Annotated in this window: 19 protein-coding genes; 2 read left to right on the forward strand and 17 right to left on the reverse strand. The window is 65.6% G+C overall.

What is annotated here, in order from left to right:
• Window positions 1-63: 63 nt before the first annotated feature.
• The 6 genes from ABIB58_RS05140 to ABIB58_RS05165 form a co-directional block, all read right to left on the reverse strand.
• A complete protein-coding gene (locus ABIB58_RS05140; RefSeq protein ID WP_354039431.1) occupies window positions 64-261 on the reverse strand; it encodes a hypothetical protein in 198 nt (65 codons plus the stop codon).
• Between the two features lie 140 nt (window positions 262-401).
• A complete protein-coding gene (terL, locus tag ABIB58_RS05145) occupies window positions 402-2,660 on the reverse strand; it encodes a phage terminase large subunit (protein ID WP_354039433.1) in 2,259 nt (752 codons plus the stop codon).
• A 251-nt stretch (window positions 2,661-2,911) separates the two neighbouring features.
• The gene (locus ABIB58_RS05150) at window positions 2,912-3,463 is read right to left on the reverse strand and encodes a hypothetical protein (RefSeq protein WP_045809659.1); all 552 of its coding nucleotides are present in this window, start codon (window positions 3,461-3,463) and stop codon (window positions 2,912-2,914) included.
• A 108-nt stretch (window positions 3,464-3,571) separates the two neighbouring features.
• On the reverse strand, window positions 3,572-4,027 hold the full coding sequence (locus tag ABIB58_RS05155) for a response regulator (protein ID WP_045809660.1): 456 nt from the start codon (window positions 4,025-4,027) through the stop codon (window positions 3,572-3,574).
• Window positions 4,028-5,152: a PAS domain-containing protein gene (locus tag ABIB58_RS05160; RefSeq protein ID WP_354039563.1), complete on the reverse strand. Its 1,125-nt coding sequence runs from the start codon at window positions 5,150-5,152 to the stop codon at window positions 4,028-4,030. It abuts the gene before it with no gap.
• A 74-nt stretch (window positions 5,153-5,226) separates the two neighbouring features.
• A complete protein-coding gene (locus ABIB58_RS05165) occupies window positions 5,227-5,781 on the reverse strand; it encodes a DUF721 domain-containing protein (RefSeq protein WP_039246876.1) in 555 nt (184 codons plus the stop codon).
• A 20-nt stretch (window positions 5,782-5,801) separates the two neighbouring features.
• On the opposite strand from ABIB58_RS05165, the gene mutY reads away from it, so the two are divergent.
• Window positions 5,802-6,851 carry an A/G-specific adenine glycosylase gene (gene mutY / locus ABIB58_RS05170; RefSeq protein ID WP_354039436.1) on the forward strand — a complete coding sequence of 350 codons (1,050 nt, stop codon included), beginning with the start codon at window positions 5,802-5,804 and terminating at the stop codon, window positions 6,849-6,851.
• A gap of 3 nt (window positions 6,852-6,854) precedes the next feature.
• On the opposite strand, the gene ABIB58_RS05175 is transcribed toward mutY, so the two are convergent.
• The 4 genes from ABIB58_RS05175 to ABIB58_RS05190 all read right to left on the reverse strand — a co-directional run bounded on the left by ABIB58_RS05175 (window position 6,855) and on the right by ABIB58_RS05190 (window position 13,083).
• Window positions 6,855-9,002, reverse strand: a complete 2,148-nt coding sequence (locus ABIB58_RS05175; protein WP_354039438.1) for an amylo-alpha-1,6-glucosidase — start codon at window positions 9,000-9,002, stop codon at window positions 6,855-6,857.
• Window positions 9,003-9,150: 148 nt separating this feature from the next.
• Window positions 9,151-10,581, reverse strand: a complete 1,431-nt coding sequence (locus ABIB58_RS05180) for a pilus assembly protein TadG-related protein (protein WP_354039440.1) — start codon at window positions 10,579-10,581, stop codon at window positions 9,151-9,153.
• 102 nt (window positions 10,582-10,683) lie between these two features.
• Window positions 10,684-11,796 carry a glycosyltransferase family 4 protein gene (locus ABIB58_RS05185; RefSeq protein WP_045809673.1) on the reverse strand — a complete coding sequence of 371 codons (1,113 nt, stop codon included), beginning with the start codon at window positions 11,794-11,796 and terminating at the stop codon, window positions 10,684-10,686.
• 210 nt (window positions 11,797-12,006) lie between these two features.
• Window positions 12,007-13,083: a site-specific DNA-methyltransferase gene (locus ABIB58_RS05190; RefSeq protein WP_295206862.1), complete on the reverse strand. Its 1,077-nt coding sequence runs from the start codon at window positions 13,081-13,083 to the stop codon at window positions 12,007-12,009.
• 193 nt (window positions 13,084-13,276) lie between these two features.
• Here ABIB58_RS05190 and ABIB58_RS05195 point away from each other — a divergent pair, with 193 nt between their 5' ends.
• On the forward strand, window positions 13,277-13,480 hold the full coding sequence (locus ABIB58_RS05195; protein ID WP_228763748.1) for a hypothetical protein: 204 nt from the start codon (window positions 13,277-13,279) through the stop codon (window positions 13,478-13,480).
• A gap of 7 nt (window positions 13,481-13,487) precedes the next feature.
• On the opposite strand, the gene ABIB58_RS05200 is transcribed toward ABIB58_RS05195, so the two are convergent.
• The 7 genes from ABIB58_RS05200 to ABIB58_RS05230 form a co-directional block, all read right to left on the reverse strand.
• Entirely contained in the window at window positions 13,488-13,664 is a 177-nt protein-coding gene (locus tag ABIB58_RS05200; protein ID WP_017505124.1) for a hypothetical protein, read from the reverse strand.
• A 51-nt stretch (window positions 13,665-13,715) separates the two neighbouring features.
• On the reverse strand, window positions 13,716-14,831 hold the full coding sequence (locus tag ABIB58_RS05205) for an HlyD family secretion protein (RefSeq protein WP_354039443.1): 1,116 nt from the start codon (window positions 14,829-14,831) through the stop codon (window positions 13,716-13,718).
• Between the two features lie 13 nt (window positions 14,832-14,844).
• A complete protein-coding gene (locus ABIB58_RS05210; RefSeq protein WP_354039445.1) occupies window positions 14,845-16,545 on the reverse strand; it encodes an MFS transporter in 1,701 nt (566 codons plus the stop codon).
• Window positions 16,545-17,120: a TetR family transcriptional regulator gene (locus tag ABIB58_RS05215; protein ID WP_354039447.1), complete on the reverse strand. Its 576-nt coding sequence runs from the start codon at window positions 17,118-17,120 to the stop codon at window positions 16,545-16,547. The genes ABIB58_RS05210 and ABIB58_RS05215 overlap by 1 nt, the downstream gene beginning before the upstream one ends.
• A 46-nt stretch (window positions 17,121-17,166) precedes the next feature.
• Window positions 17,167-17,676 carry a GNAT family N-acetyltransferase gene (locus ABIB58_RS05220; protein WP_354039449.1) on the reverse strand — a complete coding sequence of 170 codons (510 nt, stop codon included), beginning with the start codon at window positions 17,674-17,676 and terminating at the stop codon, window positions 17,167-17,169.
• The gene (locus tag ABIB58_RS05225) at window positions 17,673-19,751 is read right to left on the reverse strand and encodes a S46 family peptidase (RefSeq protein WP_354039451.1); all 2,079 of its coding nucleotides are present in this window, start codon (window positions 19,749-19,751) and stop codon (window positions 17,673-17,675) included. Before ABIB58_RS05225 ends, ABIB58_RS05220 begins: the two co-directional genes overlap by 4 nt.
• 171 nt (window positions 19,752-19,922) lie before the next feature.
• Window positions 19,923-22,016, reverse strand: coding sequence for a S46 family peptidase (locus tag ABIB58_RS05230; protein ID WP_354039453.1), 2,094 nt, complete (start codon window positions 22,014-22,016; stop codon window positions 19,923-19,925).
• Between the last annotated feature and the right edge of the window lie 50 nt (window positions 22,017-22,066).

Here is a 22,066-nt window from a genome sequence, read left to right on the forward strand (position 1 = left end):
ACCTCGATGGCCACCCAGGATCACACCGTGGACGGCACTGAAATTACACCAGCTCCTCGGACGCTACCCGTCCCCGTAGGCCATGTCATGATCGGGGTAGGGAGGCGAAGTGACGATCAGGTCTACCGAATCTGCATCCATTTCCAGCATCAGGTCGATGCAGTCTCCGTTCCGGATTTCAACGCTTGGCAGCGGGTTGTCGTTGGCCAAACGGGCGGAGAGGATGACAACATTTTCCAGATCGAAGATGGCTGCGTTCAAGGATTTTCCTTCCATGTTTCGGGCGACTTGTAGAACCAATGTGCCATAAATCATTGATTTGTCAAGGAAAAATGTGAAAAGTTTTTTTGGTGCGGTGAGTGCCGTGCCGGAAACGTAAAATATTTTATGTTTTGTCCGGCCTATCGCAGCCGTCGTCCCTGACCCCGCTTCGGACGAGTGTCGAACATCCGCGCCAGAGGCGTGTTGGCGAAGAACTTCTTCTCGAATTCACGCGCCGCCTTGGCCTGAGCGTTGGCTTCAGACTTCAGGATGTCGGCGTTCATGAAGGCCTTCCAGTGATCGACGGCCTGCGCCAGCACGTCGATGCGGTCGTCGTGCTTCACGGCTCCACGTGCGCTGGTCATCCGGCACATCTGATACAGGCCGTTGTAGTCGCCCTGGCCGAGTTGGGCCTTGATCACGTCCTTCGATATGACCAACCGGTGCTGCTTCAGCGTCGGCTCTAGCGCGCCAATGATCCGCAGTTCCTTCTGCTTCGTCACCTTGATGCCGGACAGGCCGCACCGCCAGCGGGTCGAGAACCGGCGATGCAGGAACGGCTGAAGCATCTGACGGTAGAGCCCGTCGCCGAAGTTATCTTCGATCACGACCTCTCGGACCTCTTCGGCCTTGGCCAGTTCAGCCAGCGCATCGAGCGTCGCTTCGCTCGTGCCGTCGCGGAAGCCGCCCCAGGCCCGGACATAGATGCGGCCTTCGAGATACTTGGTCACGACGTATGCGGTTTCGTCCGAGCCGGAGCCTGCTGGGTCCACGTGCAAGACGGAGCCGGTATAGTCGGCCCAATGCTCGCTGACGCTCTTCAGGATCGGCCCGTAGAAACGGTCGCCCGTGAATCCCGGACTGACGAAGTCGAGTTGCTGTTCGTCGCTCGATCCGTAGGACATCGCGACCGGCGCACGCTTCGGATCGACATCCCAGACGATCAAATCGCGGGTCTTCAGCGGATACCGCTCCGCGTCCGATAGCTGGGTGTCCAGCATGTAGTGGAGCGTCCACGAGCCCGTGGTCGCATCGAGTTCGGACACGCGAAGCGCGCGGTCGTCGAAGCGTTGGGGGTCAGTCGGCGCGCCGCCTAGCTGGGATACATCCGACTTGCACAGGCTGGCGCCGTCGCGGCAGTAGCCTTCCCATTCCATGCATGCCGCGAGAGCCATGAATGGGCTATCCGCAGTGGCCCAGAAGCGTTGGCCATCCAAAGGATTGGACGCACTGTCGAGGATCAAAGGCTCGTTGGCCCAGAACCAGTCCATCCGCTCTTCGGTCGATACCTTATCGATCCCGAACAGACCGGCGATATGGACGGCCAGCGCACCGGCTCCGGCATCGCCGATGGAGTAGCCGTCTGCGAATTCGAGAAGAGCCTTGGCGATGTCGTCGCCCTGCGGGTGGGGACCGCCGACAGGGATCGGATAGACGCGCCCCCTGAAGTCCAGGCTATGCGGAAAGAAGATCGCATCTTCGTCAGCGAACTTTTCCGCCACCCAGATGCGCTGGCTCACCGCCAATCGCTTCGACAGGTCTTTGTTGTTCAGATCGTGGAGGCCAGCGGCTTCGCGTTTCCACTGCTTCTTGGACTCTTCGTTGTAGTGGAATTCGTCCGGCGTCGCCGGGATCGGGCGTGGATCGCGGGCGGGCAATCCGCCGAGTTGGCCGCCGTTGTCCCAGATTTCCTTCATCACCGCGAAGACGGGCTGGTTGATCCGCCATGCCGTGTTCTGAATCGCGTTCACCGCCGCATAGACGGCAGGCATGTCATGGGCGGCGAGGTCGTCGTGGTAGGGGCGATACGACTGTTTCACCAGACGCTGGCCCGGCGACCGCGTCAGATATCCGCCTTTGAATGGCGATGACCAAGGCCGTGGCGGGATGATCATCGGCAAGTGGATCGGCTCTAGGAGTTCGCACCGGGCATGCTGGTCTTCGAGCCAGCGGCGCGCCGCCTCCGTCGTCCGGACCCATTTGCCGTGCTGGTTGTCCTCGTCGATTACGAACAGGCCGGTCGAATCGCAGAGCAGATTGATCAGGTGGAAGCCGGTCCGCAGCCGTGTCTTCAGATCGTATTCGGTATGGGCGCCATGCTCCGCCATTGTCTTGCGGATCGCCCGCCGTTTTTTTGCGGAGTGGGATCGAGATTTTTGGTTCGCTTTGACCAGTCCGTTGAAGGCGTCGCGGCGCACCTGCCGGAGTTCGGACAGTTCGATGTGGTCGATAAGGGCGTTGGCGACGGCACTCGCCGTGGCGGTTGCGCGCATCTTCCTTGCGGAGCAGTCCAGCACGACGCGGGCCGTGAGGTAGGCGGCCTCCTCTGCGCCGATGTTCGACAAGATCGCGAAGGCGTCGAGGTGACGACCGGCGCCGCCCGAGCCGACACGGCTCACGAACTCTTCGATGGCCCGGGTCAGCGTCGAGACGGTCAGCTTGAGAAGCTGGCGTCCTGGCGGAAGGTCCGCCTCGCTATTGGTGGAGGATGGCTCGGACCGCCACGGAAGGGGGCGGGAGCTTTGGTAACGGCTGGCACCAAGGGCGCGAGCCTCGTCTTCAAGCGCGCGTTGACGCGCCAGTTTTTGGCGGAATGTTTCGTTGGGCTTTCTCACCCCATATTTAGTTGGGGAGGAGGAAACCCTCGTTTCTAAGCTAGGCGGGGGTCGTCAGGATTTACCGGCGTGGCATCTTCGGGGAGGTGGATAATCATGTCCCAGAAATAGACCTGCGGCTTGATCTGATCGCCGACTGCGTCGATCCGCTTTGTGATCTCGTCCAGCCGTTCGACGGAAAAATCTTTGTGGGTTTTGTTGTTCGAGATGAGTTCGTAGTCCCCTTGGAAGGGGTTCTGCTCGAAGTGGCCGTGAGCGACGATGTTGCGAAGCCGGTTCAGTTCTTCGAGTTCGTCAAAATCGATCCCTTCCAAGCGAAGTTCGGGCCTGATCCCGTGTAACATTCGCAGGTTGTCGAGCCTCCGGGCGAATAGCCCCTGCGTCAGCTTCTCAAGCTCCTTCTGATCCCCAAGGTCTTTTAGAACGCATTCGATCAGCATGGTCAAAAACCGATCCACGTCATTGTGCGCGAGGATCAGCCGACCGAGAGCCGCCTCATAGTCCTTCCTGATTTGAGGATCGGCCCACGCGATGTCGTCGTCGTCATAAGCGTCAGACGTGTCGCCAAGGGGCATTTCGTGGGTCATGCTTCAACAATCCTGCGCAGGCGAAGCCCTGGGACCATGGGGCCTGATCGCGGCTAAAGCGATTTGCGGATTGAAAAAGACTTGCGGCGAAGTTTTGTCAACAGCGCCTTATCCGCGCGCCCAGGCCCGATCGATCGCGGGTGCGGGGATGAAACTTTGCGGTCTGTCCTGGCGCGGCGGCGGATCGCTTAGGCCCTGCTGGATGAAGCGCATCGCCGAAAGCAGGCCGGACCGCGAGAAGGGCTTGGGGATCACGCCATGCGCGCCCAGGAAGTCCTCGGGGATCATCTTGGGGTTGGCCGTCAGGAACACCACGGCGGTGGACGGCCAGCGGTCCTTGATCAGGCGACACACGTCCAGACCGCTGGAGTTATCCGCCAGCTGGATGTCGACGAAGGCGATGTCGGGCGGCGCGTCGAGCGACAGCGACTCGACCTCGCTCAGGGACATGGCCTCGCCGACCAGCCGGTGGCCTTCGTCCTCGAGCATCGCCTCGAGGTCCATCACAAGCAGGGCCTCGTCCTCGACGACCAGGATGTCGAAGTGGGGCCCGGCCGCGCGCACCTAGCCGCTCACGGGAAATTCGACGACCGCGCGCGTTCCGGGGTCTGCCGGCAGCCACAGCGTCTTGCCGCCGATCTGCTTTGAAAGACGACCGATCAAGGTCTTGCCCAATCCCTGATGCGCGGCGCCGGGAATGCCGGGGCCGTCGTCTTGAACAACGACCTGGCCGCCTTGTTCCGTCTTCTTGGCCGAGACGATCAATCGGCCGCCCCGATCGTCGGCGAAGGCATGCTTGATCGCATTGGTCAGCAGTTCGTTGATGATCAGGCCGATCGACGAGGCGTGGGTTGAAGGGATGAACATCGGCTCGACATCGACGGAGACCTCGATGTCGCTGCGTCCGGTCGATCCGATCACATCGGCGACCAGGGTGTTGGTGAAGGCCCCGACGTCGAACTGGGTAACGTCCTCGGACTGATAGAGCTTGCGGTGAACGGTCGCCAGGGCGTCCACCCGCTCCAGCATGGAATCCAGGGTTGCGGTCAGGGCGGGATCGGACAGGGAGCGCGATTGCAGCCGCAGCAGCGAGCCGATCATGGTCAGGTTGTTCTTGACCCGGTGATCGACCTCATGAAGTAGCAGGGTCTTTGCGGTCAGGGCTTCCTGCAGGTCGGCGGTGCGGGCGGCGACCTCGCGCTCGACGACGGCCTTTTGCTTTTCGACCAGAACCTGGGCCTCGACGCGTTCGGTGACGTTCAGTTGCGAGGCGAAGAAATACTCGATCTCGCCCTCGGCGTTACGCACGGGGCTGATGAACAGGGCGTTCCAGAAGGTGCTGCCGTCCTTGCGATAATTCAGCAGATCGATGTGGATGTCTTCGCCGGCCTCGATCGCCTCGCGGATCTTGGCCACGGCCGCCTTGTCGGACTTGGGTCCCTGCAGGAAACGGCAGTTCTGGCCGACGATCTCATCGCGCTCATAGCCGGTCAGATCCTGGAAGGCCTTGTTGACGAAGACGATCGGATTGTCGGGCAGCGCGGATTGGTGATGACCATTGGCATGCGTGTGCCGCGCACGGCGGCGGCGAACGGGTCGCCGCGACCGATCTCGTGTTCGACAAGATCGGTAAGTCGCCAGTCGTCTTGTTGCTTCATCGGGCTCGGAATCCAGGCGCGCGACCGGGATATGCCGTGCGGAGTTCTAATCTTTCCCGTCCTACCTACAGCAGGCGACAAGGCCTGCCAACCGAGGCGCAGGGGTCAGTCGCTGTCGATGTCGGAGCGCGACAGGGCGACGCGGCCGAGGCGCGCCAGGGCGGCGCGTAGATCGTCGGGGGCTGCGGCGATGGAGGCGGCGAGGTCGGCCTCGGTCTGGGCGGGGAGCGGCGGCGGCTTGGCGCTGCGTTTGGGACGGGCGGCGGCCTCCTTTAAAGGGGCGACCGGACCCTGGGCGATGCGCAGCCGATCCACCGTCCCGGCGCCCAGGAACAGGTTGACGCGGGCCAAGATGTCCTCGGACTGGTGCTGGATCAGCAGGGCGGCGGCGCCGGCGACGCGCAGTTCCAGTACGCCGGGCGAACCGCCCTTCCCCTTGGTCAGTTTCTGCGGACGGGTGACGCGGGCCAGGCGATCGCCGACGATCTCGCGCCAGCGAGGCTCCAGCGCGCCGGCCCCGCGTCCGAACTGCTCGTCCAGCTTCTTGATCAGGGGCGTCAGCGCCTTGCCCGCGCGCGGCGCCGGTCGGGGGACCGGACGGGTGCGGCGGCGAGACAGGATCTCGCGGACCTCGGCGTCTGTGGGCAGCGTGCGGCGCATGGGTCTATATAGCCCGACCGATGCCTGACGTCTCTCCCGACATAGACCTGATCCGCTCCCGGCTGCTGGCCTGGTACGACGCCCATGCGCGCAGCCTGCCGTGGCGAGCCGCCGTCGGCGCGCCGCGGACCGAGCCGTACCGTGTCTGGCTGTCGGAGGTCATGCTTCAGCAGACGACCGTGCCGCATGCGACGCCGTATTTCCACGCCTTCACCACGCGCTGGCCGACGGTCTCGGACCTGGCGGCGGCCGAGGATGCAGAGGTTATGGGGGCCTGGGCGGGGCTGGGCTACTATGCGCGCGCCCGCAATCTGCTGGCCTGCGCGCGGGCGGTGGCGGGCGAGCATGGCGGCGTGTTTCCGGATACCGAGGCGGCGCTGCTGGCGCTGCCGGGCGTGGGCGCCTATACGGCCGCCGCCGTCGCGGCCATCGCCTTCGACCGCGCGGCCAATGTCGTGGACGGCAATGTCGAGCGGGTCATGGCGCGGCTGTTCGCGGTCGAGACGCCGGTCCCCGCCGAGAGGCCCGAACTGAGGCGGTTGGCGGGGCTGTTTGTCACCGACGAGCGGCCGGGCGATTGGGCGCAGGCGTTGATGGACCTGGGCGCTACGGTGTGCCGGCCCAAGTCGCCGTCGTGCGGGACCTGTCCCGTGGCCAGCGAATGCCTCGGCTTGGCCACGGGCGATCCGGCCCGGTTTCCGATGAAGGCGAAGAAGGCGGAACGGCCCTATCGGCGCGGCATTGCCTATGTGCCGATCGACGATCAGGGGCGCGTTGCGGTCGAGACGCGACCCAAGAAAGGGCTGCTGGGCGGAATGCTGGGCCTGCCGACCAGCGACTGGACCACAGGTGAGCCCGCTCCCGCAGCGCCCGTCGAGGCCGACTGGCGCGAGGCGGGGGCGGTGGAGCACGTCTTCACCCACTTCAGCCTGACGCTGACGGTGATGACCGCGCGCGTCGATGCGGACGGCCTCTATCGCTGGATGCCGATTGAGGCGGCGCGGGCCGCCCTGCCGACGGTCTTCGCCAAGGCGCTGGACCGGGCGAGCGCGCCTGATCTGTTCGGCTGAACCCTATCGCAACGTGCGGATCGAAACCTTGCCCCGCTTGTGATGCGGGATGACCACCGCGCGACCGTCGGCGTGCTGGATGTTCAGATCCACGACGGCGCCGCCGACTTCCAGGCCGGTGATCTTCAGACGATCCAGACCGGCCGGCAGGACGGGATCGGCCAGATCGACCGTCTCGGTCCAGGCGTCGATCGACAGGCCCAGGGTCGCCTGAAGCATCAGGAAGACCGATCCCGCCGCCCAGGCCTGGGGCAGGCAAGCGACCGGATAGGCGATCGGCGGCTCGCCCGGCTCACGCGGGAAGCCGCAGAACAGTTCGGGCAGCCGCAGATGGAAGTGGGCCGCCGCCGCGTAGATCTCGGCCAGGATTTCCGCGACCGCATCGCGCTCGCCATAGGCGGCCATGCCGGCGGCGGCCATGGCGGTATCGTGCGGCCAGACCGAGCCGTTGTGATAGCTCATCGGATTGAAGCGAGCCTGTCCGACCTCCAGGGTGCGGATACCCCAGCCGGTGCGGAACTCGGCGGTCAGCAGGCGGTTGGTGACGCGTCGCGCACGTTCCAGCGACGGCAGGCCGGTGAACAGCAGATGGCCGGCGTTGGAGGCGATGGCGCGACATTGCTGGCCGTCGCCGTCGAGGGCCACGGCATAGAAGCCCTCATCCTCCATCCAGAACTTTTCCTCGACCAGGGAGCGGACCTGTTCGGCGCGCATCCGCCATTCGGTCGTGCGGTCGTCGTGCAGGCGCTCGCCCAGATCGCCCAGCGCCTTCCAGGCGGCGAAGGCGTAGCCCTGAACCTCCAGAAGCGCGATCGGACCCTTGGGGAAGCGACCGTCGGCGTGGAAGATGGAATCCTCGGAATCCTTCCAGCCCTGGTTGGACAGGCCGGTGTCCGCGCCGCGCTGATAGTCGATCAGGCCGTCATTGTTGCTGTCGCCATAGTCGCGCATCCAGTCGGCGGCCGCGATCAGATTGGGCCAGAGCGTGCGGATCAGATCGAGATCGCCGGTGCGGTTCGCGTAGGCGCCGGCCAGGGCCACGAACAGACAGGTGGTGTCGACCCCGCCATAGTAGAGACCGAACGGCACCTCATGCAGGGCGCTCATCTCGCCGCCGCGGGTCTCGTGCATGATCTTGCCGGGCTGGCTGTCCCGATAGAGCGAGGTCTCCGTCGCCTGGCGCGAGGCCAGATAGGTCAGCACGCCCTTGGCCAGCGACGGATCCAGCCAGAGCATCTGCCAGGCCGAAATGATGCCGTCGCGGCCGAACGGGGTCGAGAACCACGGCGTGCCTGCATAGGGATAGGGTCCGGTCGGCAGGTCGGTCGTCAACAGCGCCATGTCGGCGCGTGACTGGTCCAGCCAGTCGTTGAAGCGCGGACTGCGCGGGCCGCGCACCGAGGCGCCGCGCCGGCGTTTGGCGCGCATGGCCAGGCGGGCCTGGATGGCGTTCTGGCGCCAACGGTCGGCGTCCGGCGTCTCGCAGGCGTCCACGCCGCATTCGATGAACAGGTCCAGCGAGCGGCCCTTGGGCAGGCTGAACATGAACTCGGCGCGCTGATGCGTCAGGCGGGCGGGCGGTTCGGAAAAGGCGATGCAGCTGGACCGGTCCACGTCGTCCAGACCGGTGTAGCGGAAGGTGACGCGACGCCCGTCGGTGGTCGGCGTGTGGATGGTCCCGCGCTTGGCTCGCGGCGTGCCGCGCACCTGGAAGATATCGAAGAAGTCCGCGCCGAAATCGAAGGCCAGCGGCAGCAGGATGTCCTCCACCCCGTGGTTGACCATGCGGATGCGCTCGAACATCCGCCGGTTCCACAGAAACCGCCGGCGCTCGATATGCAGGACACCGGCCGGCGCCGACCGGCCGCCCATCGGGGGCAGGGGACGATTGGTGGTGTGGCAGGAGAAGAAGACGTTGTCCTGGCTGACGCCGGACGACAGACGCGACGGCTTCAGCAGACCCACCGTCATGGCCCAGCGCGACAGGACGCGGGTGTCGCCCGCGAACAGGCCGTCGGCGCCGCCCTTCATGTCGCCCCATCCGTCGGCGACCAGGAAGGTATCGCCTTCCTTCAGCGCCATCAGCTGTTCGAGACCCGTGGCCTCGACCGATTCACCGGCGGTCAGTTGAGTGGAATAGGCGTCGTCCATGCGGTCTCTTCCCCGTCGTTGTGAGGCCTTGGCCGAACGTGTCGCACCCGAATGCGGCGCTCAGGGGCCGCTTACAGACTTTAATGGGCAAGTCGCCGACGGGTTCAGGCGAACCTGTGCTTTTTCATCGACAGAGACCGGGCGACCTTCATTTGATCAACCGTACGACCCCGATGGACCGCGCGATGTCGCGGAAGGCGGCTTCCAAGGCGGCGCTGTCTTCGGCCAGGAAGGCATGGTCGGAATCGCTGGCGCAGCTCCTCAGCAGATTGCGCCCGTTCTGCGTGGGCACGTTCAGGCCGACGGTGAAGACCTCGATCTTGTTCGACTTGGCATAGGTGCAAATCGAACCGAAATCGGCATCCGTCGCCGCCAGCTCATTGGCTTTGTTCGTGGCGACGTGCGCGCCGTCCGACGAGCGGTAACGCAGGGTGTTCACACCGTCGGTCATAAGCACCAGTATTTTGCGCGGCGTGCGGTTTGCGGGATCGTAGGCCCCGGCTTCCTGGAACGGCGCGGTGGGCGACAGCAGATTGATGCCCCAGATCAGGCCGGATGGAATGTGCGTCTCGGGCTTGTAGCCGCCGACATTGATGACAAGGTTTTTGATCGCGTTCAGGACGCTGGATTTGCTCTTGGACAGGGGGCTGACCGCATTCAGGCAACTCTGGCCTGTCGTCAGGAAACCCTTGTAGGGCGTCGCCGGCGACTGGTCGTTCAGCCGCGTCGTGCCGACGTTTCGCGAATAAACGCAGCCGAACCACTTGTAGCTGACGTTGCAAGCATAGGGCGGGACGGTGACCGTCTTGACCACCTGATCCTTGTAGCAGGTGCCGGTCTCGCTGACGCCGTCACGCACGGTGGTGCAAGGGTAGGGGGTGCCGCCGCTATAGGTCGTCTTGGTCGTGCAGGTGCGCTCCTGAACATAGTCGTCGGGCACGGAAATCCACGGGGCCTTGCGATTGGCAATCCCGACATTGACGTAATCCGCATAGGGCACGACGCCGATCGAGACCTCGTCGCTTTCGGTCGCCATCAACTCGTTGACCAGCAAACTGGCCGAGGTCTTCAGCGCATCGATCCGCTTGATCGACCGGCTGTCCTTTTCGCTCATGGACCAGGTGTTATCGAGCACCAGAACGGTCTCGATCTTCTGCGCCACGCCGCGCGTCGCCTCGGACAGGGCGTTGATGTCGAACTGTTTGACGCCGGCCAGACCCGCAAAGATGGGTTTGACCCCGCCCTTGAAGGTCACCCTTACGATCTTGCCATCGACATATTGGGTGCCGGTCTTCCAGCCGTCGATCAGTTGGCCGGTCTTCAGATTGGCCTCCAGATAGGGACCGCTGACCGCTTCCAGCTCCTTGACCGTCTGGGCGCGGGACGCCGCTGCGCCCAACGCTGCTGCATCCAGCGCTTCCTGGACCTGGTTCCTGACCGAGACATAGCGATTGATGTCGATAGCCAGGCCGACCATCAGTGCCAGGCCCATGGCGGACAGGGCGAAAAAGGTCGCGATGTTGCCCGCGGTATTCCGGCGCAGATGCGCCAGCCGCCGCCTCATCGCTGTCCATTGCATGGTGGTCGCCCCGATTTGGGACGACCGTAATGGATAAGCTTAACTTTTGGGTGAACGCCGTTACAAATTCAGGATTGCAACGGCGTCCCGACCGAGTTGATTTCAGGCGGTGGCGGCGAAGCTGCGCTCTTCACGCGGACGAAGCGGCGTGACCACGTCATCCAGCGCAGCCTCTGCGAACGGACGGCGCGCCAACAGGTCGCCGTAGACGTCCAAGTAACGACGCGCCATGGCGGTGGCGGAAAACCGCAGATCGAAGCGCGCGCGGATGGCCTCCCGATCCAGCAGATGCGCGCGCCCGGCGGCGGCGATCGCCTGTTCCATCGTGTCGACCAGGAAGCCCGTGGCGCCGTCCTCGATCACCTCCGGCGTCGAACCGCAGCGGAAGGCGATCACGGGGGTGCCGCAGGCCATGGCCTCGATCATCACCAGTCCGAAGGGCTCCGGCCAGTCGATGGGGAAGAGCAGAGCATCGGCGCCGCCGAGGAAGGCGGACTTCTGATGGTCGCCGATCTCGCCGATGAATTCGATCAGCGGATTGCCCTCGACCAGCGGGCGGATCGTCTCCTCCCAATAGCGTTTGTCGGCGGCGTCCACCTTGGCGGCCATCTTCAGGCGCTTGCCCAGTTTGGTGGCGATCTCGATGGCGCGGTCGGGGCGTTTCTCGGGCGAGATGCGACCCAGGAAGGCTAGATAGCCCTCGGACTTCGGCGAGAAGATGTACTGTTCGCCCGGCATGCCGTGATGGACGGTGGCCTTCCAGTTGGCGAAATGCAGCGGCTTGCGCTGATCGTCGGAGATGGAGACCAGGCCGAATTCGCTCCAGCGCGCATAGACGCCGGGCAGGTCCTTCATATCCAGACGGCCGTGCAGGGTCGTCAAAGTCTTGTCCGCATATTTCTGGAACAGCGGGAAGTGGACCATGTCGGTGTGGAAGTGGATGACGTCGAACTCGTCGGCGCGGTCCAGAACTTCGCCCAGCATCGACAGGTGGGCGGCGAGGTCGGATTTCAACGGCGCCGGATCCAGACGGATCGCCTGGTCGCGCACGGGCACCAGGCGGGCCTTGGTCTGGGCGTCGGCGCTGGCGAACAGGGTCACGTCGTGGCCCAGATCGACCAGGGCGTCGGTCAGATGCGCCACCACACGTTCCGTGCCGCCGTACAGCTTGGGAGGCACGGCCTCATACAGCGGGGTGATCTGCGCGATTTTCATGGTGATGTGCTCCGACACCGCATCCTGGCGGGCCGTTGACATTAATGGTCTCGCAACTGCGAAGTTCCGTCGCGCCTAATGAATTTTCACATAGGTTTCGTGGGGTTACAGCGACACTGACCCATATCGAGTGTGCGAAATCGTACGTAGTGGCGACGGATTGCTAGTTAAGTGATTGATGTGGCTCATGCGACGCGCGGTCGCAGCGGCTCACATCGCGGCGCGAACCTCCGAGCGCAGGGCGTCGATAGATTTCAGCCCCTGGTCGGTCTTGAAGCGCCAGTAGGTCCAGCCGTTGCAGGCCGGCGCATTCTCCAGCAGCGCGCCCAGCTTGTGGATCGAGCCGCTGAGCGAGCCGTGAACCAGCGAACCGTCCGCGCGAACCCGCGCCTCGCGCTCGCCCTTGGGGCAGTACAGGCGGTCGCCGGGTTGCAGCAGGCCGGCCTCGACCAGGGCGCCGAACGGCACCTTGGGCTCGGCGCGCTTGGAGCCTGTGACCATCAGATCTTCGGGGCGGGCAGGGATGACCGAGGCGATGCGGGTTTCGGCGACCTCAGCATAGGTCTCGTCACGCTCGATACCGATGTAGTGGCGGCCCAGGCGTTTGGCGGCGGCGCCGGTGGTGCCGGTGCCGAAGAAGGGATCCAGGATCACGTCGCCGGGCCGGGTCGCCGACAGCAGGACGCGGTGCAGCAGGGCTTCGGGCTTCTGGGTCGGATGGGCCTTCTTGCCGTCGGCGTCCTTGATCCGCTCCTCACCCGTGCACAGGGCGAAGGTCCAGTCGGAGCGCATCTGGGTGTCTTCGTTGAAGGCCTTCAGCGCATCATAGTTGAAGGTGTAGCGCTTCTGATCCCGCGACTTGGCGGCCCAGATCAGGGTCTCATGGGCGTTGGTGAACCGGGTGCCCTTGAAGTTCGGCATCGGGTTGGACTTGCGCCAGATGATGTCGTTCAGCACCCAGAAGCCCAGATCCTGGATCGCCGATCCCAGGCGAAAGACGTTGTGATAGCTGCCGATCACCCAGATCGAGCCTTCCGGCTTCAGGACGCGGCGGCATTCCGCCAGCCAAGCGCGGGTGAAGGCGTCGTATTCGGCGAAGCTGGCGAACTTGTCCCAGTCGTCATCGACCGCATCGACCTTGGAGTTGTCGGGCCGCAGCAGGTCGCCGCCCAGCTGCAGATTATAGGGCGGATCGGCGAAGACCATGTCCACCGAGGCGTCGGGCAGGCTCTTCAGCACCTCGATGCAGTCGCCACGGTGAATGACGTCGGTCTTAAGCTCGGACATGGAACGCGGCCCCGCAACAGTGAGACCGCTATGGTGAATCCTTGTGGTTAAGGTGGATTAAACGTCAGGGTCAGCCGGACGCATATTGCAGTCCGACCGCACCATCCACAGCCTTCTCGGGCCAGCGTGTTCCTGATTTGTTCTATTCATGCTCTAACCGCTTGCGGCGGTCGGCGGCGTGATGGAGGATCAGATGAACGACGGAATCCTGGCCCATATGATGGCCGAACTGGATGCGGAGCTGGCGCGGGCGGAGCCGTCCTTGCCCGCCCATCCCGAACATACGCGCCAGACCGAGATTATGCGCGCCTTGGCCCTCGGGCTGGGGAACTTCGAGCGTATGCGGGCGCACGACGTGCATCTGCTCGCCGCCAGCCTGTCGCCGCGATCGGCCTGATCCGGCGTCAGGGCTTGCGCTTGAACGTGTCGCCGATCTCGGCGGCGTCCGGACCGTCCGGTCCCGCGCTTTGGCGCTCGGCCTGACCGACCGCCTTCGTCGCCTTGTCGGAGGTCAGGGCGTCCGGCTTCCCGGCCGGATCGGCGCCGTTCTCTTCACGACCCTTGGTCTGTTCGCGGTCCATGGTGCTCTCCGTTGCTGGGAGAGGTAGCGCGATGGAGAGCGGCGCGTTCCGTCAGCCGGCCGTATTCACCTTCGCCACCACCGACATGCCCGGCGCCAGACGCTCGGCGGCGGGCTGGTTCGGGTCGATGCGGATGCGGACCGGGATGCGCTGGGCCACCTTGGTGAAGTTGCCGGTGGCGTTGTCGGGACGAATGACGCTGAACTCCGATCCGGCGGCGGGGGCGATGCGTTCGACATGGCCGCGCAGGGTCTGGCCGCCCAAGGCGTCGACGGTGATCTCGACCGGCTGGCCGACGCGGATGTTCTTCATCTGCGTCTCCTTCATATTGGCCGTGACCCAGACCACGTCCGGCACCAGACCCATCAGCTGGGTTCCCGCGGTTACATACTGGCCCTGGCGTACGCCGATCTCGCCCAGACGACCGGCGCGGGGGGCGACGATGCGGGTGTTGGCCAGATCGATCTGGGCCAGGCGCACGGCGGCCTGGGCGTTCTCGACGGCGGCGGCCAGGCTGTCGCGGCCGACGACGGCGGAGGTGACGCCGGTCTGAGCGATGCCCTCGGCGGCGCGGGCCTGGGCGACCTGGGCCTGGGCGCTGCGCAGGGCGGCTTCGGCGACGTCCACATTGGCCTGGGCGACCCAGCCGCCGGCCTTCAGGGTGCGGGCGCGGTTGGCGTCAGCCTGGGCCCGCGTCAGCGTGGCTTCGGCGGCGGCGATGGAGGCGCGCTGCTGAGCCACCGATCCGCGTGCCGACGCCTGGGTTTGGGTCGAGTTGGACAGGGCCGCCTGGGCCGAATGCAGGCTGGCCTCCGCCTGCTCCAGCCGCTGGCGATAGATGCGGTCGTCCACCTGGGCCAGCAGCTGCCCCTGTTGGACGGTCTGGAAGTCCTGGACCGGCACCTGAACGACATAGCCGTTCACCTGCGGGCTGATGATCGTCACCTGGCCGCGCACATAGGCGTTGTCCGTGCGCTGGATCGCGCCCCGGAAGGGCGGCAACTGCCAGGCGTACAGCACCATCAGCACCCCCAGCAGGGCGACCCCGGCGGCGATGACAGTCCACATGACGTTCTTCTTCGGCGCAGGCGCGGGCGGAGCGGCGGCGGGCGCCTGCGGGGCGGCAGGGGCGGAAGAGGCGGGGGCGGGCGGGGCGGCGTCGGTCATTGTGGGTCTCGGTTCAGTCGGCGGCGGCGACGGCGGCGCTTTGGACCGCAGCGTCTGCATTGTTGTTGTTCTTGGCGTCGCGGCGCGCCTTCCAGCGCGGCCGCAGGTGGGTGACGGTCACCCAGGCGGAGCCCAGGGCCGCGATCACGGCGATGACCAGAAAGACGTCGTTGTAGGCCAGCACATTGGCCTGCTGCGTCACCTGGCGACCCAGCAGCACGGCGCCTTCGGCGTTCGCCAGCGCGGGGTCCGTTATCGTCGAGGCATAGGCGCCCGACAGCTGACGCAGCCGCAAGGCGACCTGCGGGTCCAGCGCCGAAATCCCGGCCGCCAGCTGGTTGGAATGGTATTTCTCGCGGATGATCTGAAGCGTCCCCGTCAAAGCCGATCCCGCCAGACCGCCGACGTTCTGAAGCACGCTGAACATGACGATGAAGCTGATCAGGTTCTGCTTGCCCTGGGTCAGCACCTTGACGATGCCGATCATCAGCGCCGGGCCGATGAACATGGCCGAGGCGAAGGCGATCAGGGCTTGGCTGAAATACAGCTGCGCCGGGCGCGTCAGCACGGTCGAATGACTGTCGATCCAGGCGCCGACCGCGATCAGCGCCAGGGCGATGGCGATCGGCTTGTTCAGCTTCTCCATGTTCAGGGTGAAGGCGCTGACCAGGGTGCCGGCGATCATCGACAGCAGGATGACGACGAACAGGCCGTGAAGCTGATCCGGTCCCAAGCCGACGACGGTCAGGAAGCCCACCGCGCCGGAGGTCTGTTCCGACAGCACGATGCGGATCAGCAGGATCGCCCCGAACAGGCGCAGCAGGTCGGGCCCTGTCAGCCAGCGGGTGTTGATCAGCGGGTTCTTGCGATTGTGCTCGACCAGGAAGGCGGCGGTCAGCAGGATGACGGACCCGATCAGGGCCCAACCGATCCAGGCGGCCTGCGTCCACCAGACGATCCGCCCCAGACCCAGAGCCGCACAAAGCAGGGCCACACCTGGCGCAAACAGGGCGAAGGTCAAAAAGTCCAGCCGGTCGAACACCCGCAGCCGCTCGGACGGCGGCAGCTTGACCACCTGCACCGCGCCCCAGGCGACCAGGCACAGGCCCAGCTCGAACAGATAGAAGGCGCGCCAGTCGCCCAGCTGCAACAGGCCGGGCATGACGAGGCGCGAAATCGGCACGGCGAAACTGGCTAGGCCGATGCCGATGATCAGCCCCTTCAGCCGATGCGCCGCCGGAAAGGCCTGGATGATGTAGAGGAAGCCCAGGCTGGAAAGGCCTGCGCCCGCCATGCCGGCGATGGCCCGCACCAGCAGGGTCGATTGATAGTTGTCCACGAACAGGTGGGCCGCGCAGACGAGCACGAAGGCGCCCAAGAAGATCTGGGTGAACAGGCGCAGGCCGTACTGCATCCGGAACTTGACCAGGATCAGGTTCATGCAGGCGTTGGTCATGACGAAGACGACCGGCAGCCAGGCGGCCTCGGTGATCGTGATCCCCAGCGAACCTTGCAGGTTTTGGATATTGGCGGTGACGGCGGCGTTGCCGAGCGATCCGACCATGGCGACCAGCAGGCCGGTCAGGGCGTACTGGATTCGCATCGGCCAGGAGTGATCGGGCGTGGCGGGCGAGCCGGGCATCATCGGCCGCTCGTGCGGCTTCAGCGTCTCGATATACTGTTCCCAGGGCAGGTGCCAGTTGTTGCGGGCCATCAGCGCGCCCCTCCGCGCGGTCTCAGGCCGTCAAGAACAAGCGCGCGGGTGCGCAGCGACACGGCCTGACGCTCCGCTTCGTCCGCGCCCTGAAAACCGGCGCCCAGCAGGGTGGCGATCAGACGGATGTCCATCGGCCGCAGGTCCTCCCTCACCAAGCCGGCGGCCTGGGCCCGCTTCAGCGGTGCGGCGCCCGCCTCCATCAAGCTCTGCCGCAAGGGTGTAAGCGCATCTGGCGACCGCACGTTCCGCACGACGCCGGCCAGTCCCGCATTGCGCACCATGTCCTCGGCCAGCCGGTCCAGGAACCAGAAGAAGGCCTGCGGATCATCGCCCTGTTCGGCGGTGCGCCGACCCAGGTCCGCGACGTCGGCTTCCAGCACCGCCAGAGCCAGTTCCGTGCGGTCGGAGAAGTGCCGATAAAGGGTGCCGCGTCCCACCCCAGCCCGCTCGGCGATCAGATCCAGCGGCGCATCCAGCCCTTGGTCGGCGAAGACCGCGCGCGCGGCCTCCAGCACCGCCGCCCGGTTCAGAGCGGCGTCCTTGCGGACAGGTTTTTCAACAGGGCGCGTCATGGTGAGGCGCGTAAATGGACACGACTGTCCGTTTTGCAAGGGGCGGCTAGAGCGCTTTTTCCAGCACCACGAAATCCAGCTCGGGCCGCGGCGGATCGACGGGGAAGGGGCGGGTTTCGCCGGTCGGGGCGTAACCGCGTCGTTCGTACCAAGCGATCAGTTCGGCCCGTCGGTGGATGACCGTCATCTCCATGCGGCGTGCGCCGAAACGCGCGACCGCTTCGCTTTCGGCGGCCGCGAGCAGACGACGGCCGAGGCCGGACGCCTGCAAGGTCGGCTCGACCGTCAGCATGCCGAGATAGGCCAGGTCGTCGCCGGCGCGTGCGACCTGGACGCAGCCGATCAGCGCGCCGTCGCGATGGGCCACCAGGATGACCCGGTCGGGATCGGCGATCAGGGACGCCAGCTCCGCTGCGCTGGTGCGATCATCGAACAGCAGGTCGGCTTCATGCGTCCAGCCGGCCTTGGCCGTTTCGCCGCGATAGGCGCGCTCGATCAGCGGATGCAGCGCGGTGACGTCGTCGGACGTCGCCGCGCGTATGGCGATCGGCGTCACCGGCTGACGCCGAGCTCCGTCAGCAGATGATCCATCCCATAGACATCGCGCAGGGCCACGGTGACGGCCTGGGTGGTGACGATCACGCTGCGGTTCGTGTTGCGGTCGTAGCCATAGGCGTTGCGCTGGGTCAGGACGGTGGAATCGAAGTTGGCCCCGATGATCTCGCCCCGGGCGTTGACCGCGGGCGAGCCGGACGAACCGCCGATGGTGTCGGTCGAGACGGCCATGTCCATTACCGCGTTAGGATCGATCCGGTCCTTGGCGGCCATCAGCTTGGGCGCGACCTTGAACGGTTCGGCGCCGGTGGCGCGGTCCCACAGGCCGGCGAAGGTGGTGAAGGCGCCGAAGCGCTGGCCCGGCACGTCGGAGCCTTCGACCTTGCCATAGGTCAGGCGCAGGGTGCCGGTCGCGTCGGGATAGACGGCGTCGCCATAGGCGGCGAAGCGAGCGGCGGCCAGCTGTTCAGACGCGCGGTCGGTCGGCGCCTTGACCTTATTTTCCCATTCCGTGCGGACGGCGCGGGCGTCGGCGTCGATCGACAGCACATACTGGATCATCGGATCGTCCGACGCCTGAACCGCCGCCAGACCGCCGGTCCACAGGGCGCGACGCACGGCCGGATCGGCCAGCTTGGTGCCGGCGACGACGCGGGCCGACAACTCCTCGGGGCTTTCCTTGCCCAGCAGGGTGCGAACGTAGGGGCTGTCCACCGTCAGCCATTCGCGCGTCTTGGACAGCCACCATTCCAGCCGGATCTGCTCCAGCTCGGGATAGGTCGGCCGCTCGGCGAACAGACCGGATTCGACGCCCGGCAGGCGGCTGTCGGCGAACTCGGCCAGACGCTGGTCCGACGGCTTGGCCCGCTCCTGCGCGCCGCGCACGATGGCCTTGGCCCACTGGAACAGCTGCGATCCGCCGGCGACAGAGGTGGTGCCCAGGCCCGTGCCGCCTTCCAGCAGGGCGGTCGGCGCATAGAGTTCGCGCGCGATGGGCTGGACCGCTTCCAGCGCACCCCAGGGATCGGGACCATTGCCGTTGGCGGCGGCGTAGCGCTGCATGAAGTCGACCTCGGCCGCCGCCTTGGCCTGGATGAACTGGGCGTCGGTCAGGGCGCGCATGCGGCCCAGGCCACGCTTGTAGGTGTTCTCCACGCCCACGATCGGGTCCATGGCGATGAAGGCCTGGTTCTCGCCCTCTTCGGCATAGCGGATCAGACGACCACGCAGCTCAGAGGCGATCAGCTGATCCAGCGGCAGGACCACGTCGCGAATTGTGGCCAGCTGGTCCATCGTCAGCAGGCGCTGGGTGGCGCCGGGATTGCCGGTGATGAAGACGGCCTCGCCCTCGGTCGGCTTGTCGGCGTTCCAGGCGAAGTGGACCGGCGTCTCGACCGGCTTGCCATCCTCGTACAGGCGGATGAAGGCGGCATCGATGGCGAAGCGGGGGAAGGAGAAGTTGTCCAGATCGCCGCCGAAGGTGGCGGCGCGGTCTTCCGGCGCCCAGGCCAGGCGCACATCGCTGTATTTGCGGTATTTGTAGAGTTTGAACTGGCCGCCCCGGTACAGGCTGACGACCTGGCAGCGGATCTTGGGATCGTTTCCGCAGGCTTCGGTCTCGATCCGGCCGGCCTCGGCCTCGCGCGCCTGGGTGAAGGCCTGGCCCTCAAGCCCTTCGCCGGCCTTGTGCATCCGCTCGGTGACGTCGGAGATGTCGGTCAGGATCTCGGCCGTGGCGCCGGGGCATTTGCGCTCTTCCTCGCGCGTCCTGGGCGTAAAGCCCGTCTCGCCATACTGCTGTTGCGGCGTGGACAGGTTGGCCACGCAGGTGGCGACGCAGTGGTTGTTGGTCATCACCAGACCCTGGGCTGAAACCACGCCCGCCGAACAGCCGCCGAACTTCACCGACGACAGCCGCACCCGATCCAGGAAGGCCTGATCGATATTGGTCCCCAGCGTCTGATTGGCGCGGGCGATGGGGAAGTTGTCGTAGGTCCACATCCCTTCCTCGGCGCTGGCCGAGCTGGCGGCGGCGAACGCGAGAACGGCGGCGGAGGCGAGGAGAAGAGGGCGCATGGAAAACTCCTGATCCTTCTCCCCTTGGGGGAGAAGGTGAGCCCAAAGGGCTCGGATGAGGGGGCTCTGTCCGCATTCAAAATGGAAAAAGGGGGCCTGGGTCAACCAGCCCCCTCATCCGTCTCGCTTGCGCGAGCCACCTTCTCCCCCGAGGGGAGAAGGATTTTCAGCTTAGCGACGCACGCCCAGTTCGCGCAGCAGGCGCGGCTGGTTGTAGACGTTGCGGAGGGCCTCGGTGATGGCGGCGGTCGAAACCGTCACCGTGCGGTTCAGCTCGGGATCGTAACCGAAGCTGCCGCCCAGCGAGTGGATGTTGCCGTCGAAGGCGGCGCCGATGACTTCGCCCTTGGCGTTGATCACGGGCGAGCCCGAGTTGCCGCCGATGATGTCGTTGGTCGAGACGAAGTCATAGACGGTCGACTTGTTGACCTTGCCCTCGGCCGCCAGCCAGTCCTCGGCCGCGTTGAAGGGCTCGGCGCCGGTGTTGCGCTCGTACAGGCCGCCGATCTGGGTGAAGGGTTCGACCGTCACGCCACGATTGGTCCAGCCCTTCACCTGGCCGTAGGACAGGCGCAAGGAGAAGGTCGCATCGGGGTACAGGTTGGTGCCGTAAACCGCGAACCGGGCCTGGGCGATCTTTTCGCCAGCGCGGCTGGTCGGGCCGGACACGGCCGATTCCCACTGGGTGCGGACGGCTTGAGCCGCATCGTCATTGGCCAGCACGAACTGGAGCAGCGGGTCGCCCGAAGCGGCCAGTTGCTCCGGCGTCATGGCCAGGGCCTGGGCGCGGAAGGCGGGATCGGCCAGACGCGTGCCGTCGACCAGACGCTCCGCGATCTGCTCGGGGCTTTCCTTGCCCAGCAGCGCCTTCACGTTCGCATTGTCGACCGTCAGATACTCGCGGGTCTTGGACAGCCAGAAGTCGAGATAGATCTTCTCCAGATCGTTCGAGATCGGCGTCTCGGTCGCCAGGCGACGACCCAGCGAGGCGATGTCGGCGTCCGAATAGCCGGCGCGGCGTTCAGCAACGGGCTTGGCGCGTTCCTTGGAGGCGCGGACGATGGCCTTGGCGTAGCTGTACAGCGACGAGCGCTGACCGGCCGCCGATTCCAGCTGGCGGTAGGGCAGATAGAGGTCGCGCTGGGCGCTCGAGGCGCGTTCCAGATCGGCCCACGGATCGCCGATGCGTTGAGCCAGGGCCGGGTCGGCGGCGACGCGCTGGCGCAGCTCCTGCTCTTCGCGGCGCTTGGTGGCCATGAAGGCCGGGTCGGTCAGGGCGCCCTGCTGACCGTAGTTGACCTTGAAGCCGTTCTCCAGGCCGAAGATCGGATCGACCGAGACGCGCTTGGCCTCTTCGCCGGTGGTCGAATACTCCAGCAGGCGACCGCGTAGTTCCGAGGTCTGGATCAGGCTGATCGGCAGTTGCTGGTCGCGCAGGGTTTCCAGCTGGGCCACGGTGAGCAGGCGCTGTGTCGAGCCGGGGTTGCCGGCGACGAAGGTGACGTCGCCTTCCTTGGGCGCATTGGCGTTCCAGGTCAGGTGGTTCGGCGTGGCGACCGGCTTGCCGTCCTCGTAGATGCGCAGGAAACCGGCATCCAGGGCGTAGCGGGGGAAGTTGAAGTTGTCCGGGTCGCCGCCGAAGAAGGCCGCCTGGAACTCGGGCGCGAAGACCAGGCGCACGTCGTCATACTTGCGGAACTTGTAGAGCTTGTACTGGCCGCCGCGGTAGAAGCTGATGACCTGGCAGGTCAGCTTCTGGTCGTCGCCGCAGGTCTCCTTCTGGATCTTGTCGATCTCGGCGGCGCGGGCCTGAACGAAGGCGGCGCCTTCAAGACCGGCGCCGGCGCCGGTCACGCGGTCGGTGACGTCGACGATGTCGGTCAGAATCTCGGCCGTCTGGCCGGGACACTTCTTCTCTTCCTCGCGGGTGGCGGGCATCCAGCCGTTCTTGACGTAGTCGTTCTGAGCGGTGGACAGATCCTGAACGCAAGACACGACGCAGTGGTGGTTGGTCAGCACCAGGCCTTCGTTCGACACCAGCGAGGCCGAGCAGCCCTGCAGGCGGACCGCGGCGTTGCGCACACGGTCCAGCCAGGCCTGGTCGATGTTGGTGCCATACTTCTCGTTCACCGTGGCGATGGGGAAGTTATCGAAGGTCCACATGCCCTCGTCGGCGCGCGCGGAGGTCGCAGGCGCGGACAGGACGGCGGTGGCGGCGCCGAGCGCGGCCAGAGAGGCGGTGAGACGAAGCGAGGGCAAGGACATGAAGGCGTGTTTCCCAGAGCGTGGGACGGCCTGTCCCATCTGTTATGTTG

This window comes from Brevundimonas sp. UYEF29, from assembly GCF_040546195.1.
GTDB classification, from domain to species: Bacteria; Pseudomonadota; Alphaproteobacteria; order Caulobacterales; family Caulobacteraceae; genus Brevundimonas; species Brevundimonas huaxiensis.

Bases quoted from the DNA above. Each gene is read 5' to 3' on its own strand.
- ABIB58_RS05150 (WP_045809659.1), bottom strand. From the start codon at position 3,463: ATGACCCACGAAATGCCCCTTGGCGACACGTCTGACGCTTATGACGAC.
- ABIB58_RS05165 (WP_039246876.1), bottom strand. From the start codon at position 5,781: ATGCGCCGCACGCTGCCCACAGACGCCGAGGTCCGCGAGATCCTGTCT.
- mutY (WP_354039436.1), top strand. From the start codon at position 5,802: ATGCCTGACGTCTCTCCCGACATAGACCTGATCCGCTCCCGGCTGCTG.
- ABIB58_RS05175 (WP_354039438.1), bottom strand. From the start codon at position 9,002: ATGGACGACGCCTATTCCACTCAACTGACCGCCGGTGAATCGGTCGAG.
- ABIB58_RS05180 (WP_354039440.1), bottom strand. From the start codon at position 10,581: ATGCAATGGACAGCGATGAGGCGGCGGCTGGCGCATCTGCGCCGGAAT.
- ABIB58_RS05185 (WP_045809673.1), bottom strand. From the start codon at position 11,796: ATGAAAATCGCGCAGATCACCCCGCTGTATGAGGCCGTGCCTCCCAAG.
- ABIB58_RS05190 (WP_295206862.1), bottom strand. From the start codon at position 13,083: ATGTCCGAGCTTAAGACCGACGTCATTCACCGTGGCGACTGCATCGAG.
- ABIB58_RS05195 (WP_228763748.1), top strand. From the start codon at position 13,277: ATGAACGACGGAATCCTGGCCCATATGATGGCCGAACTGGATGCGGAG.
- ABIB58_RS05200 (WP_017505124.1), bottom strand. From the start codon at position 13,664: ATGGACCGCGAACAGACCAAGGGTCGTGAAGAGAACGGCGCCGATCCG.
- ABIB58_RS05205 (WP_354039443.1), bottom strand. From the start codon at position 14,831: ATGACCGACGCCGCCCCGCCCGCCCCCGCCTCTTCCGCCCCTGCCGCC.
- ABIB58_RS05210 (WP_354039445.1), bottom strand. From the start codon at position 16,545: ATGGCCCGCAACAACTGGCACCTGCCCTGGGAACAGTATATCGAGACG.
- ABIB58_RS05215 (WP_354039447.1), bottom strand. From the start codon at position 17,120: ATGACGCGCCCTGTTGAAAAACCTGTCCGCAAGGACGCCGCTCTGAAC.
- ABIB58_RS05225 (WP_354039451.1), bottom strand. From the start codon at position 19,751: ATGCGCCCTCTTCTCCTCGCCTCCGCCGCCGTTCTCGCGTTCGCCGCC.
- ABIB58_RS05230 (WP_354039453.1), bottom strand. From the start codon at position 22,016: ATGTCCTTGCCCTCGCTTCGTCTCACCGCCTCTCTGGCCGCGCTCGGC.